Source organism: Bifidobacterium colobi, from assembly GCF_018555455.1.
In the GTDB taxonomy this organism is placed as follows: domain Bacteria; phylum Actinomycetota; class Actinomycetes; order Actinomycetales; family Bifidobacteriaceae; genus Bifidobacterium; species Bifidobacterium colobi.
Genome location: NZ_JAFEJU010000003.1, coordinates 26,733 through 42,460, shown reverse-complemented (window position 1 = coordinate 42,460; position 15,728 = coordinate 26,733). Strand labels below are relative to the sequence as shown.

Below are 15,728 nucleotides of genomic sequence, written 5' to 3'. Positions count from 1 at the left end.
GCCTTCTTCATCGTGAGATACAAATCCGATTCATTTCAACGATAGTCTATCGTTTCGAAACTGTTCACCGAAACATTTTTGAGAAAGGGCTTCGATGGCTACACGAATCGACGGCAAGCAGGTCGCTGCCGACATCAAAGCTGATTTGGCAAAGCGCGTTGAACGACTCAAGGCGCAAGGCGTGGTCCCTGGACTTGGCACACTACTGGTGGGGGAGGACCCCGGTTCTGTGAAATATGTGGCTGGCAAGCACGCGGATTGCAAGGAAATCGGTGTCAATTCGGTGAAGAAGGAACTGCCGGCGGATGCTTCGTTCGAGCAGATTGCCCAAGCGGTCAAGGAACTGAACGAGGACCCGGCATGCAATGGGTTCATCGTCCAGTTGCCGCTGCCCAAGGGCATCAATCAGAACGCCATCATCGATCTGATCGATCCGGCCAAGGATGCTGATGGCATGCACCCCTACAATCTTGGTGAGCTGGTGCTGCATGTGCGCGGCGACATCTCAACGCCGCTACCGTGTACACCGCGTGGCGTCATCGAACTGCTGAAGGCTTACGACATTGATCTGAACGGCAAGGAGGTGTGCGTGCTGGGCCGTGGCATCACCATCGGCCGTACCATCGGTCTGATGCTGACGCGCAATGCAGTCAACGCCACGGTAACCTTGTGCCACACCGGTACCAAGGATGTGGTTGACCATATGCGTCGCGCCGATGTGATTGTGGCAGCCATGGGTTCGGCGGGCTTCGTCACTCCGGATAAGATCAAGGAAGGCGCTGTACTGGTCGATGTCGGTGTCAGTCGTGTCTATGACGAGGAAGCCGGACGCTACCGTATCAAGGGCGATGTGGACAAGGCATGCTACGACAAGGCCTTCGCGTACACCCCGAACCCGGGAGGTGTGGGACCCATGACCCGTGCCATGCTGCTTGCCAATGTGGTGGAAATGGCGGAACGACACGCTGTTCGCCAGTAATGATATTTGGCTATAGCTCTCTGTATTCTGAATGCTTGTATGCCTGAAAAGGCGTACAAGCATAACTGAATATCGAGTAATTATCCATCCACTATTAGAAACCATATATTTACATGGCAGAGAACAACACTGAAGTCACCAAGGTCGCCATCAACGACATCGGCACCGAAGAGGACTTCATCAAGGCAGTCGATTCCACCATCAAGAACTTCGACGATGGTGATCTGGTTGAGGGCACCGTCGTTAAGATCGATCACGACGAAGTTCTCCTGGACATCGGCTACAAGACCGAAGGTGTGATTCCTTCCCGCGAACTTTCCATCAAGAAGGACGTTGATCCTGACGAGGTTGTCGAGGTCGGCGACCAGATTGAAGCCCTTGTCGTCACCAAGGAAGACAAGGAAGGCCGACTGATTCTCTCCAAGAAGCGTGCTCAGTACGAGCGTGCTTGGGGCGACATCGAGAAGATCAAGGAAGCTGACGGCGTTGTTGAGGGCACCGTCATCGAAGCTGTCAAGGGCGGCCTCATCGTGGACATCGGTCTGCGTGGCTTCCTGCCGGCTTCCCTCGTCGAAATGCGTCGTGTCCGCGATCTCTCCCCGTACATCGGCCAGAAGATCAAGGCCAAGATTCTCGAGCTCGACAAGAACCGCAACAACGTGGTCCTCTCCCGTCGTCAGTACCTCGAGGAGACCCAGTCCGAAGTCCGTGAGACCTTCCTCTCCCAGCTCAAGAAGGGCCAGATCCGTGAGGGCGTTGTGTCCTCCATCGTCAACTTCGGCGCCTTCGTTGACCTGGGTGGCGTTGACGGCCTGATCCACGTTTCCGAGCTGTCTTGGAAGCACATCGATCACCCGTCCGAGGTTGTCAAGGTCGGCGACAAGGTCACCGTTGAGGTGCTCGACGTCGATCTCGATCGCGAACGCATCTCCCTGTCCCTCAAGGCAACCCAGGAAGATCCGTGGCAGCGCTTCGCTCGCACCCACGTTCCTGGCCAGATCGTCAAGGGCAAGGTCACCAAGATCGTTCAGTTCGGTGTCTTCATCTCCGTCGAAGACGGCATCGAGGGCCTGGTGCACATCTCCGAGCTCGCCAACCGTCACGTCGAGAACCCGGAGACTGTGGTCAAGCCGGGCGAGACCGTGTTCGTCAAGGTGATCGACGTCGATCTCGATCGTCGCCGCATCTCCCTGTCCCTCAAGCAGGCCAACGACTCCGTTGACCCGGCTTCCGAGGACTTCGATCCGGCCATCTACGGCATGCCGGCCGAGTACGACGAGCAGGGCAACTACAAGTACCCCGAAGGCTTCGACCCGAACACCAACGAGTGGATCGCTGGTTACGAGAAGCAGCGCGAGGAATGGGAATCCCAGTACGCTGCCGCTCACGAACTGTGGGAAGAGCACAAGGAGTTCGTCGCCAAGGAACTGGCCAACGCAGCCGAGTCCGCTGCTGCCGACGGTCAGGGCCAGAAGGAAGAGAAGCCGGTCGAGGAGACCTCCAACTACTCTTCCGCCGCTCCGGCTACCGGCACCCTCGCCGATTCCGATCAGCTCGCCGCCCTGCGCGACCAGCTGCTCGGCAAGTGAGTTTGCCACGAGCCTAACGGTTCTGTGAATCGCTGACGAGGCGGTGCACATCATCCTTATGGGTGATATGCACCGCCTCGTTTCGTATCTGGTCGTATCTAGCGATTCTTATTGCTGTACCCATAGCTGTGGTACCACATCGTTGCGGTGGCATATCCTGGGATTTCATCGCACCGGATGATATACACAAAAGGCCCCGGCTTTCACCAGTGTCATCTGGAGAAAACCGGGGCCTTATTGCGCGATTATCAATGCCGTATCACGGACGAGTCAGCGCCACCTTGCGAGCTTCCTCGGTGAGCTTTGCCACCGGGAGATTAGCCGGCTGGATAGCCGGTTCAAACGCACCATAACGATGCACGCAGGCAGCCTTGATAAGGAAGTCGGCGATGGCGGGATTCTTTGGCAGCAACGGACCGTACAGGTAGGTGCCAATCACATGATGGTTGATGGCGCCCTCAGTGGTGTCGATCGTGTTGTTGCTGGTACCCTTGGTCACTTTTTCGGCCAATGGCTTGGAACCTTCGCCCACGAAACTCAGGTTCTCGTGAATTTCATAGCCGATGATGGTGCCGAACTGCTCGGATTCGGCGAACACATTGCCGTCGAACTTTTCTGCGCCTTCCTTGGTCGTCACATCAAGCAGGCCAAGGCCTTCCAACGTTTCGCCTCCGAGCGGGAAGGACTTGCCGAACATCTGGTACAGACCGGAGATGGTCAACATCGGCACCTCGGCCTCAGCCAATGCCTTGAACTGGTCTTCCTTGGACTTGAGATCAGGATAAATGGCCTTCAGACCGGAATCCTGACCGCCACCGCCCAGCACCATATCGATGTTCTCAGGCAGATCGCCGCCCTCGTAGATAATGAGGTTCGGCTCGTAGCCGTACCATTCGAGACGACGGCGAATCACCTGGGTGTTGCCGTAATCACCGTAAATGTTGAGCTCCTTGGGGTAGAGGAGCAGAACGTCAATGGGTCGATTTTGCGATTCAGTATTTGCCATAATGCTTCACTCCCAATCCACGATGCCGATACCGGAGGATTCCAGACCGAGTTCCGGTTCAAGAATCTTGATGCGAATGCCCAGCGTGCCAGTGTAGGAACCGTAGATACGCTTGGGTTCGTTCGGATGTGCGTCGCAGAAGTGATGGAACGCCTCGAGGAAGTCATGCTCGACGGCATCGACATGGACATCCTCATATGCCAGACGCAGTGCCATCTCCTCGGCACGGGTGCCGGCGACCATCTGCACGCCCTTGTCGCGCAGCGGAGACATATCCACATCCCAGATCCAGCTCATATCACGGCCATCGGCGTAGGTGTCGTTGTTGATGGTCATGGTGGCCCAGCCATCCGAGGCGAAGGAGTTCAACGCCACGCGGAAGCCTGCCGGGTTCTTCACAATAATGAGTTCCAGAGGCTGGCCCTTGTACATCACGCGTTCCGCACGACCGAATGCCGGAGTCATGGAGGCCAGAGCCTCACTCACCTTGCTCAGGTTGAGCTTGGAGCCGAGCATACGCTTGGTCACGGCGATGGCAGCCGCGGCGTTCTGCTGGTTGTAGGCGCCTTCCAGGCCCACAGCGGTTTCGAAGGGCTTGCCGTCAATGGTGAAGGTGGCCTTCTGGTCGCCTACGGCGGTGAGCTCAACGTCATCGGCGGACTGATGCTTGTCTTCCTTGTTCGCGTCGTCATCGGACTCGCCGATGATCGAATCGTACAGCTGGCTGTCCGAGGGGAACAGGGACTTCAGATCATCTGCCAGACGGAAGTAGGAGACCGGTACCTTGGCGGCATCGGACAGAGCGGCGATACGCTCGTCGTCATGGTTAAGCGTTACGCCACGGTCGCAGCTGGCGACCACATTGCGCAGCAACTGAGCGGTGGCATCAAGCTCGCCGAAGCGGTCCAGCTGATCGCGCTGCACGTTGAGCACCACGCACCAGTTCGGCGTAACGTGCTTGATGAAGCGGTTGGAGTGACCCTCGTCAAGCTCCACCACAGCGTAATCGGCATCGAGCTTGCCGAAGGGGCTGAGGTAATCAAGCAGCGAGGAGTTCACGCCACGAATCCAGTTGGAACCGGTCGGGTTGTTGAACACCTTATAGCCGTGCGCACGAAGGATTTCGGCGATTAGACGAGAAGTGGTGGTCTTGCCATTGGTGCCGACAATCACCACGATGCCCTTGCGAACCTGAGAAAGGGCTTTCTTCATGAAGTCGGGGTCGATTTGCTCCAGCACATGGCCCGGGAAAGCGGAGCCGCCAGTGCCTTTGATTTTTGCAAGTTGCTTGAGGAATCTTCCAAGAGCGATTTCAAAAAACATGGTTGTCAGTATACATACAGGGGAAGGCAGTTGAATACGTTGCGGCGAGGTATTTCGAATGGCTGTTACGGGAGCCGGTTCATGCCGGGTACGTAGGTGTATCGATATAATACATTGCAACTACAAGGCGACGGTAAAGGGTCGGGTGAATATGCTACGCGTAGGACTGACGGGCGGTATTGCGGCCGGGAAAAGCACGGTATCTGCACATCTTGCTGAGCTTGGCGCGCATGTCGTTGATTATGACCAGCTGGCGCGCCAGATTGTAGAGCCCGGGGGAGCGGCGTTGGATGCCATTGTGCGGCTTTTTGGACCGGATTCGCTGCTCGCCGATGGCAGCCTGAACAGGGCATGGATGGCCGAGCATGTCTTTGGACAGGATGCCGAGCCAGGAGCTCGCGAGCGATTGGATGCCATCGAGCATCCGTTGATCTATCAACTGGCGGCACATGAGGAGCAATCGTGCGGTTCTTCGGACATCATCATTCACGATGTTCCGTTGCTCGCCGAAGTTATTGACAGCATTCCGTTCAGCTTCGACCACATTATTACCGTCGAGGCTCCGGTGTGCATGCGGCTTGATCGCATGATCGAAGAGCGCGGCATGAGCCTTGAACAAGCCGAAGGCCGCATTCGTCATCAATCCAGCGAAGCCGAGCGTAGGGCGATTGCGGACTTCGTCGTTGATTCCGCCCAGCCAATGACCAAGATGATGGCCCAAGTGGATGAGATCTACCAGTGTCTCCTCACCGAGTTGCATTAGCAGCCGAAACTGTAGGATTCCTAACCCCGACTGACGGTTTTTGAACGTTGACTGTCGGATTTATAACGGATTTTGTTATATAACCGTCAGTCAGTGATAGGTATCCGTCAGTCAGGGTTGAAAAACCTACATTTTGTGTTGGAAAACCTACAGTGCTTATTATGGCCGCATGGGATTCAATATCGAGCGTGCCAATAAGCCATTCGTCGTCAAATCACCGTACAAGCCGGCCGGCGATCAGCCACAAGCCATCGAGGAGCTGGCCGAGCGCATCGAAAACGGTGAGAACGACGTGGTGCTGATGGGTGCCACCGGTACCGGTAAAACCGCAACCACCGCATGGCTGATCGAGCGTCTGCAACGCCCCACCCTGATCATCGAACCCAATAAGACGCTTGCTGCACAGTTATGCGCAGAGTTTCGTGAGCTGATGCCAGACAACGCCGTCAGCTACTTCGTGTCCTACTACGATTATTACCAGCCGGAAGCTTATATTCCGCAAACCGATACCTATATCGAGAAGGACTCCAACATCAACGACGATGTGGAGCGACTGCGTCATCAGGCAACAGCGAACTTGCTGACTCGTCGCGATTGCGTGGTGGTGGCCACGGTCTCCTGCATCTACGGTTTGGGCACACCGGAGGAATACGCCGGACGCATGTTGCTGCTCAAAGTGGGGCAGGAGATCAATCGTGACGATCTGCTGCGCCAGTTTGTATCCATGCAGTACAAGCGCAACGATATCGCCTTCACCCGCGGCACTTTCCGTGTGCGTGGCGACACGGTGGAGATCATTCCGGTGTACGAAGAACTTGCGGTGCGCATCGAGTTCTTCGGCGACGAAATCGATCGCATCTCCACACTGCATCCGCTGACCGGCGACGAGATTGCTGAAGAGAACGAGGTGCATATCTTCCCGGCATCCCACTACGTAGCCGGTCCCGCCCGTATGGAGCGCGCGCTCAAAACCATTCGCGAGGAACTTGACGAACGGTTGGCCGAGCTGCATAAGCAAGGCAAGGAGCTGGAGGCGCAGCGCCTCAATATGCGCACTACCTATGATTTGGAAATGCTCACCCAAGTGGGAGTCTGCTCGGGTGTTGAAAACTACTCAAGGCATTTCGACGGCCGCGCGCCGGGTACGCCGCCGCATACGCTGCTTGATTTCTTCCCTGATGATTTTCTGCTGGTTATTGATGAGTCCCATGTGACTGTTCCGCAGATCGGCGCCATGTATGAGGGTGACGCGTCGCGTAAGCGCACGTTGGTGGAGCATGGCTTCCGATTGCCGTCCGCCATGGATAACCGTCCGCTCAAATGGCCGGAGTTCCTGCAGCGAGTCGGTCAGACGGTATATCTGTCCGCGACTCCCGGTGATTACGAATTGGGACTGTCCGACGGGGTGGTGGAGCAGATCATTCGTCCGACCGGGCTGTTGGATCCGAAGATCGATGTGCGTCCGGTTGAAGGACAAATCGATGATCTGTTGGATGAGATCAAAGCACGCGTGGCTCGCAACGAGCGAGCATTGGTGACCACGCTCACCAAGAAGATGGCTGAGGATTTGACGGATTATCTGCTGGAACGTGGCATCAAGGTCGAGTATCTCCATTCTGATGTGGACACGCTGCGGCGCGTGGAGCTGTTGCGTATGCTGCGTGAAGGCAAGATTGATGTGATTGTGGGTATCAACCTGCTGCGCGAGGGTTTGGATTTGCCTGAAGTCTCATTGGTTGCCATTTTGGACGCTGATAAGGAAGGCTTCCTGCGCTCATATCGTTCGTTGATTCAGACCATCGGTCGTGCCGCCCGTAATGTTTCCGGCACTGTGATCATGTACGCCGATGAAACCACCGAGGCCATGCGCAAGGCCATTGACGAAACCGATCGTCGTCGCGCCAAGCAGATCGCCTATAACAAGGAGCATGGCATCGACCCGAAGCCGCTGATCAAGAAGATCAGCGACGTCAACGATATGCTCGCCAAAGAGGATGTGGATACGCAGACTCTGCTTGAAGGCGGGTATCGCAACGCCGGCAAGGCGGGCAATACGCATCTTGGCGTACCCACCATGAACGCGGAGGAGGCCGATAAGAGGCATGAGGAGATTTTGAAGGCCGGGCTTCCCGCACAGGATCTCGCCGACCTGATTCGTCAGCTTTCCGAACAGATGCATACCGCCGCCGAACAGCTCCAATTCGAGCTTGCGGCCCGTTTGCGCGACGAAATTCGCGACCTCAAAAAGGAACTGCGGCAAATGACGGAAGCAAATAAGTGAGGCTTTCAGCAGCGGGCAGCGATAGCGTCGTGATAAGCGGGGCTTTCCCGAATTTCTCTCACTGAGCGATGCTCAGTGAGAGAAATTCGGGAAAGCCCCGCAAACCGTACAGCTAACTCAATGCCGTCAACTACATAAGTTAGGGTAGTGAATCATGGCAGAAACCCCTCTTGCATTTGAAATCGCCACGTTTGTGGTGCTCGCGCTGTTCTTCATCGTCGACCTGTTTGTTATAGGACGGCGACCTCACGTGCCGTCCACCAAGGAATGCGTGCAGCATATCGCATTCTTTGTGGTCATGGCGCTGATCTTCGGCGGGTGCATCTGGTATTTCGCCGGATCCAAGCCCGCCATCGAGTTCTATTCCGGATGGTTGACTGAGTACTCGCTGTCCATCGATAACCTGTTCGTGTTCGTCATCATCATGTCGAACTTCGCCGTACCGAAGAAGATTCAGAAGTATGTGCTCTCGGTGGGTATTACCATCGCACTGATCTTCCGCGGCCTGTTCATTCTGATTGGTGCCGCGCTGATCTCCCGCTTCACCTGGGTGTTCTTCATCTTCGGCGCTTTCCTGATTTACACCGCGATCAAGCTGGTTGTCGGTGGTGATGACGATGAGGAGTACCACGAAAACGGTCTGATTCGTACGCTGCGCAAGGTCATCAAAATCACTGATGAATATGATGGCGAAAAGCTGCGCACCACGCGCAACGGTGTGCGTTACTGGACCCCGATGCTGATTGTGTTCCTGACCATCGGCACCACGGATGTGATGTTCGCGTTCGATTCGATTCCGGCAATCTTTGGTCTGACCAAGGATCCGTTCCTCGTTTTCACCTCCAATGTGTTCGCATTGCTTGGCTTGCAGCAGCTGTACTTCCTGCTTGGTGCTTTGCTGGACAAGCTGGTCTACTTGCCGGCAGGTCTGTCCATTGTGTTGGGCTTCATCGGCGTCAAGCTGGTGATGGAGGCGTTGCATGGCAACACCTTGCCGTTCATCAACGGCGGTCATGGCGTGCACTGGGTGCCGGAGATTCCTACTTGGCTCTCGCTGGCTGTGATTGTAGTGGCAATTGGAGGCGCGGCTATCGCGTCCGTTGTCAAGATGAAGAGCATGGAAAAGAGCGAAAAGGCCTGATTTCACGAGGAATTCAACGCTCTGAAACCCAATGAGCGCAACATTGTGAACGCTCACAACACACCGGCGAAAAAACTTGTCATGCGTCGGTGAGCGCTAGTAGACTATTGCTCGGCAAGTTGAGGCTTCGTGCCTCGAACCAAATTGAAAGATAGGCAGGCATTCATGCGTAAAGCCAAGATCGTAGACACCATCGGTCCCGCTACCGAGGATTACGACAACCTTCTCAAGCTCGTTGAAGCTGGTATGGACGTTGCTCGTCTGAACCGCTCCCACGGCACTCCTGAAGATCACCTCCGCGTGTACAACAACGTGCGCAAGGCCAGCAAGGAAACCGGTCGCAACGTCGCCGCTCTCGTTGATCTGCAGGGCCCGAAGATTCGCTGCGGTTGGTTCAAGAAGAACGCCGAAGGCGAGGACAAGGTCCAGCTTCAGCTTGGCCAGGAATTCATCATCACCACCGACGACATCGAGGGTGACGAGCACATCACCTCCACCACCTTCAAGGGTCTGCCGGGCGATTGCCATCCGGGCGACCCGATCCTGATCGACGACGGCAAGGTCCGTCTGGAGGTCACCAAGGTCGAGGGCAACAACGTGTACACCAAGGTCGTTGTGGCTGGCCCCGTGTCCTCCCACAAGGGCATCAACCTGCCGGGCGTTGCCGTCTCCCTGCCGGCTCTGACCGAGAAGGATGAGGCCGACCTGCGTTGGGCCATCCGCACCGGTGCCGACATCATCGCCATGTCCTTCGTGCGTTTCGCCACCGATATCGACCGCGCTCACGAAATCATGGACGAGGAAGGCCGTCGCATCCCGATCGTCGCCAAGATCGAGAAGCCGCAGGCTCTGGAGAACCTCGAAGACATCGTCAAGACCTTCGATGGCGTGATGGCCGCTCGTGGCGATATGGCCGTTGAGTGCCCGCTGGAAGAGGTTCCGCTGGCCACCAAGCGCATCATCGAGCTGGCTCGCCAGTACGCCAAGCCGGTCATCGTGGCTACCGAGGTCCTCGGCTCCATGGTGAACAACCCGGTCCCGACCCGTGCAGAGGCTTCCGACTGCGCCAACGCCGTCCTCGACGGTGCCGACGCCACCATGACCTCCAACGAGACCGCTGTCGGCAAGTACCCGGACGTCACCGTGAACACCATGGCTCGCATCTCCGGCTACGCCACCGATCACGGCTTCGATCGCATCCCGGAGCTCAAGAACCTCGACATGTCCTCCACCGGCGCTGTCTCCTCCGCTGCCGTTGATCTGGCTGACAAGCTCAACGCCAAGGCCATCGTCGCCTACACCCAGACCGGTTCCACCGTGCACCGCGTTTCCCGCGAGCGTCCGGCCGCCCCGATCTACGGCATCACCAACAACGAGCACACCTACCACTGGCTGGCTCTGTCCTGGGGCACCGAGGCCTTCCTGACCGAGGAAGACTACCACGACAAGTCCCGCAAGGATCTCATGGTCTTCACCGACAAGATCCTCAAGGACGCCGGCAAGGTTGTTGACGGCGACAAGATCGTGATCCTGAGCTCCGCTCAGGGCGATCACCAGCCGGGCCGCACCGACTCCATCTACGTCCACACTGTTGGCGCTTGCGACTGATTCGTTTGGTCGTGCTGCGATAGCAGATCGTAGATAATGAAAGCCCCCATCCGCTATGGATGGGGGCTTTTTACATCGCGCTACAGCAGATCCGCGGACGATTATTATGCGTTCATCTGCACAGCGGTAATCACAGCGGTAATCATTCAGTCATTCAGATGATCCAAGCTGCCGCTCTTCAAGCGAAGAATGGCAACAATGGTCTTGGCATCCACGATAGTGCCGTTCAAAATCATCTCATAGGCTTCATCAACACTGACCAGACGGACTTCAGATCGCGGTGTCTCCGGTCCGATGGCTCGGCGCGACACGGGAGTCAGACCAGTGGCAAAGAAGATGGCGGTGTGCTGGGTGGAATAGCTTGGCGTATTGAGGAATCGCGTGAACTGGGCATAATGCTTTGCCTCATAGCCACCCTCGTCGGCCAGCTTGCGCTTCGCCGTTTCCAATGGGCGCTCGGAGTCAAGGGCATGACCGCCAGGAATCTCCAGCGTCCAACGATGGCTGGCAACACGATACTGTTCGACCAGAGGAATCTTACCGTCATCGGTCAATGCCAGCACGGCAACAGTGTCGCCGCTGTTGTCTTGGATGCAATATCGGTCGAACTGGCCGCCTTTGGCCGATTCATACGACACATGGTCAATGTTGAAGTAATGGGTTTTGACAATCTGCTTGCGGTTGATTTCCTTAACCGGGGATGGACGCCAAGGGTCAAATTGACGGTATGTTTCGTTGCTCATAATCCCTCCTCACAAAGGCATACATCGAAACTACATTCATTGTATGCCGATGGTTTTCGGAGTTTATGGGGCAACACACGCAATCGGGAACTAGTCATGCAGAGTTTACCGGCGTCACCATTTCGAGTCGTTAACGACATTGAACGTGAGCGCGTAGGCAATAGGTGGTCGCGAGGCAGCGAAAGGAAACCATGGCTGGATGATATCGCGTACCGGGTTGAGGGTTTTGTTTTTCTGTATTCAAGGGTTGAGGCCATTATCAGTAACTGACCGAACAAGAAAAAATGAAGAAAAATGCGTGTCTTGGCCCCGTCGGTCGAAATGTTATGCTAATCTCTCGAAGAGTGCTTTGAGCACGCCCTCGTATCCCAATTGGTAGAGGAAGCAGCCTCAAAATCTGCGCAGTGTGGGTTCGAGTCCCACCGAGGGCACTTTATTCAGGGCATTCGCCGAATGCATACGGCTTATGCCATAACGTTGAGGTTTCTCACAGGAAAGAGGTTGGCATGGCTGCAAGGAAGAGGTCGGAAGAACCAAGCATCGATGTGGACGAGGTGCTGACTGACGAAGAACTCAGGGCTGCAGCTGCCGACGAAACGGCACCAGCAGAGTCTAAGGAAAAAGCTGCCGATGCTCCTCGCACTGTTGTCGTAGCCGAGGATGAGGCCGTAAACCGTATGGACTTGGTTGCCATGCTGGAAGACAACGGCTATGAGGTCGTTGGTCAGGCCGCGAACGGCGAGGAAGCAGTCGAACTGACCCGTAAGTATCGTCCGGACGTGGTGTGCATGGACGTCAAGATGCCGCGTATGGATGGTATTACCGCCGCCGGCATCATCTGCGACGAAAACATCGCTCCTGTGGTGATGCTCACCGCGTTCTCCCAGACTGATCTGGTCAAGAAGGCCACTGGCGCAGGCGCCATGGCTTATGTGACCAAGCCGTACGAGGAATCCAAGCTGCTGCCCACTCTGGAAGTGGCCATGGGCCGTTTCGCGGAAATCAACGACTTGCTGGACAACGTGGAACGCAGCGAACAGAAGCTGCGCGAGACTGCAGATCAGCTCAAGGAAGCCGAAGAGAAGCTCAAGAAGGCGGAAGACACGCTGGAAGAGCGTAAGCTCGTTGATCGCGCCAAGGGTCTGCTGATGGACAAGGCTGATTTCTCCGAGCAGGGTGCGTTCCGCTGGATTCAGAAGACCTCCATGGATCAGCGCATTCCGAAGAAGCGTCTGGCACTGGCCATCATCGCCAAGTATGGCGATCCGAAGCCCCAGAGCACGGATGAGCGCTGACATCCAAGCGCCTACAAGCGCGGCAGCTAACGAAACACTACTGGTAGTAGACGGTCATTCGTTGGCTTTCCGCGCTTTTTTTGCGCTCCCAGTAGATAGTTTCAGTACCTCCGACGGTCAGGCCACCAATGCGGTGTGGGGATTTGCATCCATGCTGGCACAGGTTATCGATACGGAAAAGCCGGACAGGCTTGGCGTGGCCTTTGACGTCAAGGGCGGTACCTTCCGCAATACGATGCTGCCGCAATATAAAGGCACCCGTGATGCCGCGCCGGAGGAACTGCTCACCCAGTTGCCGCTGATTCAACGCATGCTGACCGCTTTGGGTGTGACGTACATCGAAAAGCCCGGCTATGAAGGCGACGATGTTATCGCCACACTCGCCACCATGGGAGACAAGGCGGGCTACCATACTCTGGTGCTTTCCGGCGACCGTGATGCTTTCCAGCTGATCGACGACAACGTCACCGTGCTGTACCCCGGTCATCACTTCAAGGATTTGAAGCATATGACTCCCGAGGCCATCGTAGACAAGTACAAGGTGACGCCTCAGCAGTATCCTGATCTCGCGGCATTGCGCGGTGAAACAGCCGATAATATTCCGGGCGTGCCCGGTGTGGGCGATGGTTTTGCAGCCAAATGGATCAACCAGTATGGTTCCTTGGATGGCATTTGCGAACATGCCGACGAGATTGGCGGTAAAAAGGGCGAGGCGTTACGCGCCAGCATTGATCAGGTGAAGCTCAATCGCAAGGTGAACGCTCTGGTCCGTGACGTGGATCTGGAGATAAGCCTGGATGATTTGCGATTCGGTGCTGTTGATACGGCACAGCTCAACGACCTGTTCAAGGAACTTGAATTCGGTCAGCGCACCAAGAGCCGCGTACTGAAAACCTTTAACACCGGCAAGAGCGCAAACTCCCTGTCCGCTGGTGCCAATGCATCTAGTAATGACCATGACGGCACGGATATGGACACCGATGCAGCTGAAGAAGCGAACGCGCTCCACGTACCTGAAATCGTGAGCATCACGTCGGCCGATCAATTCGACGCATGGGTTCAAGCGCATCACCGTGAGATTGCGGTACCGGATGCGCTTGCTTCGTTCGCTGTCGTTGATTATTCCGCGAATACCGACCGTCATCTCACCTGTGGGGATGCGGTACAGCATGCATGGACGGTCTCGGCATGGGGCAGCGCCAAGCCTGGGCGCGCGAAGCTGCATACTTTGGCCATCGCCACCGAATCATCGGCAGCGATTATGGAAACTCCAAGCAATGATGAACTGACTGCCGCGGTACAGCAGTTCCTTGATCGTGAACATGGCGCAGCCATCGTGCACGGCTATAAGGAACTGTTGCATATGCTGTCGGCAGGCGGCTTGGATATGGGCCTGCCGTTGTTCGATACGAAACTTGCCGGTTATCTGAGCCAGCCGGATTTCCATGCCGATGATCTTCGTGAGGCGGCCGAGCATTTTCTGGACATCCATTTCGATGAGGATGAGCAGCCGGCGCAAGGCATGCTTGATCTGGAGGACGACCAGCCCGAAGATCAGCCGAGTGAACAGCAGGGCAAGGATCTGGCGATTATTCGCCTGCTTGCCTTGACGCATGCCCCAGTGTTGGATGAACGCGAACAGTATTGGCTGATGCGCGCCATCGAACTGCCGGTATCCCGCACGTTGCATGATATGGAACACGCTGGTGCCAAAGTCGATCTTTCCAGACTCACCGGTATGCGTGACCAGTTCGCCGAGGATGCGCGCTTCGCTCAGGAGGAAGCGTGGAGGCATGCGGGAGCGGAAATCAACCTGCAAAGTCCCAAGCAGCTGCAAAAAGTGCTGTTCGAGGATATGGGGTTGAAACCCACGAAACGCACCAAATCCGGTTCGTACACCACGAATGCCGCCGCATTGCAGGATCTGTATATCAAGTCCGTGGACAACGAGCGTGCCAATGGTTTCCTGGGAGCGCTGCTGCGCCACCGTGAGACCAACAAGCTCAAGCAAATCGTGCAGACGCTGATCGACGCGGTCAATCCAACGGATTTGCGTATCCATACCACGTTCGAGCAGACCGTTGCCGCAACGGGCCGGTTGAGTTCGGTCGATCCCAATCTGCAGAACATCCCGAACCGCAATGCGCAAGGACGTGAGATTCGCAGCGTCTTCGTGCCTGGTGAGGGATTCGAATCGCTGATGAGCTGTGATTATTCGCAGGTCGAGTTGCGTATTATGGCTGATTTGTCCGGCGATGAGGCGTTGATCGAGGCATTCCGCTCCGGTGCCGACTTCCACAAGTACGTGGCATCCATGGTTTATCAACTGCCAGTTGATCAGATCACCAGCGACCAGCGTACCCATGTGAAGGCGATGAGCTATGGCTTGGCATATGGGCTGAGCACGTTCGGTTTGGCGCAGCAATTGAAGATCGCACCACGTGAGGCTGATGCTCTGAAGGCTCGATACTTCGAGACGTTCGGCAAGGTGCATGATTACTTGGAATCACTGGTGTCCTCCGCTCGCAAGAAGGGCTACACCGAAACGATTTTCGGGCGTCGCCGGTATTTCCCCGCGTTGAAATCAACGAATCGCGTGGCTCGTGATGCCGCTGAACGTGCGGCGTTGAACGCGCCGATTCAAGGTTCTGCCGCCGACATCATGAAGATTGCGATGATTCGAGCCGAACAGGCGCTGAAGGATGCCAAGGTACGCAGTCGCATCATTCTGCAGATTCATGATGAACTTGTTGTGGAAATCGCGCCGGACGAAGGCGAGCAGGTGACCGAACTGGTGAAAAACGCCATGGAACACGCCGTCGACCTCGCCGTACCGTTGGACGTCTCCTGCGGTATGGGCGCGGATTGGCAGTTGGCCGCTCACTGAGCGAATGCAGAGCGAGCCATAGTCAATCATGGTCAGCCATAGGATCTGATGGGCCACGAGAACGCGACACCGGCATACGGGTCATCAAGGTACCCGTATACAGCCATTACAAT

General features: G+C 56.1%; 11 protein-coding genes and 1 tRNA gene. 9 read left to right on the top strand and 3 right to left on the bottom strand.

What is annotated here, in order from left to right; all coding sequences use genetic code 11:
- The first annotated feature begins 94 nt into the window (after positions 1–94).
- Together JS530_RS04840 and rpsA are read left to right on the top strand one after the other, a co-directional pair.
- On the top strand, positions 95–979 hold the full coding sequence (locus JS530_RS04840) for a bifunctional methylenetetrahydrofolate dehydrogenase/methenyltetrahydrofolate cyclohydrolase (protein ID WP_214376079.1): 885 nt from the start codon (positions 95–97) through the stop codon (positions 977–979).
- A 113-nt stretch (positions 980–1,092) separates the two neighbouring features.
- Entirely contained in the window at positions 1,093–2,568 is a 1,476-nt protein-coding gene (rpsA, locus tag JS530_RS04835; protein WP_033890373.1) for a 30S ribosomal protein S1, read from the top strand.
- A 259-nt stretch (positions 2,569–2,827) separates the two neighbouring features.
- On the opposite strand, the gene JS530_RS04830 is transcribed toward rpsA, so the two are convergent.
- Positions 2,828–3,574, bottom strand: coding sequence for a type 1 glutamine amidotransferase (locus tag JS530_RS04830; RefSeq protein ID WP_214376078.1), 747 nt, complete (start codon positions 3,572–3,574; stop codon positions 2,828–2,830).
- A gap of 6 nt (positions 3,575–3,580) precedes the next feature.
- The gene (locus JS530_RS04825) at positions 3,581–4,897 is read right to left on the bottom strand and encodes a Mur ligase family protein (RefSeq protein WP_214376077.1); all 1,317 of its coding nucleotides are present in this window, start codon (positions 4,895–4,897) and stop codon (positions 3,581–3,583) included.
- Positions 4,898–5,048: 151 nt separating this feature from the next.
- Here JS530_RS04825 and coaE point away from each other — a divergent pair, with 151 nt between their 5' ends.
- The 4 genes from coaE to pyk all read left to right on the top strand — a co-directional run bounded on the left by coaE (position 5,049) and on the right by pyk (position 10,690).
- Positions 5,049–5,660: a dephospho-CoA kinase gene (coaE, locus tag JS530_RS04820; protein ID WP_214376076.1), complete on the top strand. Its 612-nt coding sequence runs from the start codon at positions 5,049–5,051 to the stop codon at positions 5,658–5,660.
- A gap of 169 nt (positions 5,661–5,829) precedes the next feature.
- Positions 5,830–7,941: an excinuclease ABC subunit UvrB gene (gene uvrB, locus JS530_RS04815; protein ID WP_214376075.1), complete on the top strand. Its 2,112-nt coding sequence runs from the start codon at positions 5,830–5,832 to the stop codon at positions 7,939–7,941.
- 154 nt (positions 7,942–8,095) lie between these two features.
- Positions 8,096–9,082 carry a TerC family protein gene (locus tag JS530_RS04810; RefSeq protein WP_214376074.1) on the top strand — a complete coding sequence of 329 codons (987 nt, stop codon included), beginning with the start codon at positions 8,096–8,098 and terminating at the stop codon, positions 9,080–9,082.
- 165 nt (positions 9,083–9,247) lie between these two features.
- Positions 9,248–10,690, top strand: a complete 1,443-nt coding sequence (gene pyk, locus JS530_RS04805; protein WP_214376073.1) for a pyruvate kinase — start codon at positions 9,248–9,250, stop codon at positions 10,688–10,690.
- Between the two features lie 146 nt (positions 10,691–10,836).
- Here pyk and JS530_RS04800 read toward each other — a convergent pair whose 3' ends face one another.
- Positions 10,837–11,433 carry an NUDIX domain-containing protein gene (locus JS530_RS04800; RefSeq protein ID WP_214376072.1) on the bottom strand — a complete coding sequence of 199 codons (597 nt, stop codon included), beginning with the start codon at positions 11,431–11,433 and terminating at the stop codon, positions 10,837–10,839.
- Between the two features lie 357 nt (positions 11,434–11,790).
- Here JS530_RS04800 and JS530_RS04795 point away from each other — a divergent pair.
- The 3 genes from JS530_RS04795 (at position 11,791) to polA (ending at position 15,615) form a co-directional block, all read left to right on the top strand.
- A tRNA-Leu gene (locus JS530_RS04795) sits at positions 11,791–11,864 on the top strand.
- Positions 11,865–11,939: 75 nt separating this feature from the next.
- On the top strand, positions 11,940–12,728 hold the full coding sequence (locus JS530_RS04790; protein WP_214376071.1) for an ANTAR domain-containing response regulator: 789 nt from the start codon (positions 11,940–11,942) through the stop codon (positions 12,726–12,728).
- Positions 12,691–15,615 (top strand): DNA polymerase I, encoded by a 2,925-nt coding sequence (gene polA / locus JS530_RS04785; RefSeq protein WP_425350852.1) that lies wholly within the window; start codon positions 12,691–12,693, stop codon positions 15,613–15,615. The genes JS530_RS04790 and polA overlap by 38 nt, the downstream gene beginning before the upstream one ends.
- Positions 15,616–15,728 lie beyond the last annotated feature (113 nt).

Bases quoted from the DNA above. Each gene is read 5' to 3' on its own strand.
- JS530_RS04840 (WP_214376079.1), top strand. From the start codon at position 95: ATGGCTACACGAATCGACGGCAAGCAGGTCGCTGCCGACATCAAAGCT.
- JS530_RS04825 (WP_214376077.1), bottom strand. From the start codon at position 4,897: ATGTTTTTTGAAATCGCTCTTGGAAGATTCCTCAAGCAACTTGCAAAA.
- JS530_RS04790 (WP_214376071.1), top strand. From the start codon at position 11,940: ATGGCTGCAAGGAAGAGGTCGGAAGAACCAAGCATCGATGTGGACGAG.
- uvrB (WP_214376075.1), top strand. From the start codon at position 5,830: ATGGGATTCAATATCGAGCGTGCCAATAAGCCATTCGTCGTCAAATCA.
- polA (WP_425350852.1), top strand. From the start codon at position 12,691: ATGGCGATCCGAAGCCCCAGAGCACGGATGAGCGCTGACATCCAAGCG.
- JS530_RS04810 (WP_214376074.1), top strand. From the start codon at position 8,096: ATGGCAGAAACCCCTCTTGCATTTGAAATCGCCACGTTTGTGGTGCTC.
- pyk (WP_214376073.1), top strand. From the start codon at position 9,248: ATGCGTAAAGCCAAGATCGTAGACACCATCGGTCCCGCTACCGAGGAT.
- rpsA (WP_033890373.1), top strand. From the start codon at position 1,093: ATGGCAGAGAACAACACTGAAGTCACCAAGGTCGCCATCAACGACATC.
- coaE (WP_214376076.1), top strand. From the start codon at position 5,049: ATGCTACGCGTAGGACTGACGGGCGGTATTGCGGCCGGGAAAAGCACG.
- JS530_RS04830 (WP_214376078.1), bottom strand. From the start codon at position 3,574: ATGGCAAATACTGAATCGCAAAATCGACCCATTGACGTTCTGCTCCTC.
- JS530_RS04800 (WP_214376072.1), bottom strand. From the start codon at position 11,433: ATGAGCAACGAAACATACCGTCAATTTGACCCTTGGCGTCCATCCCCG.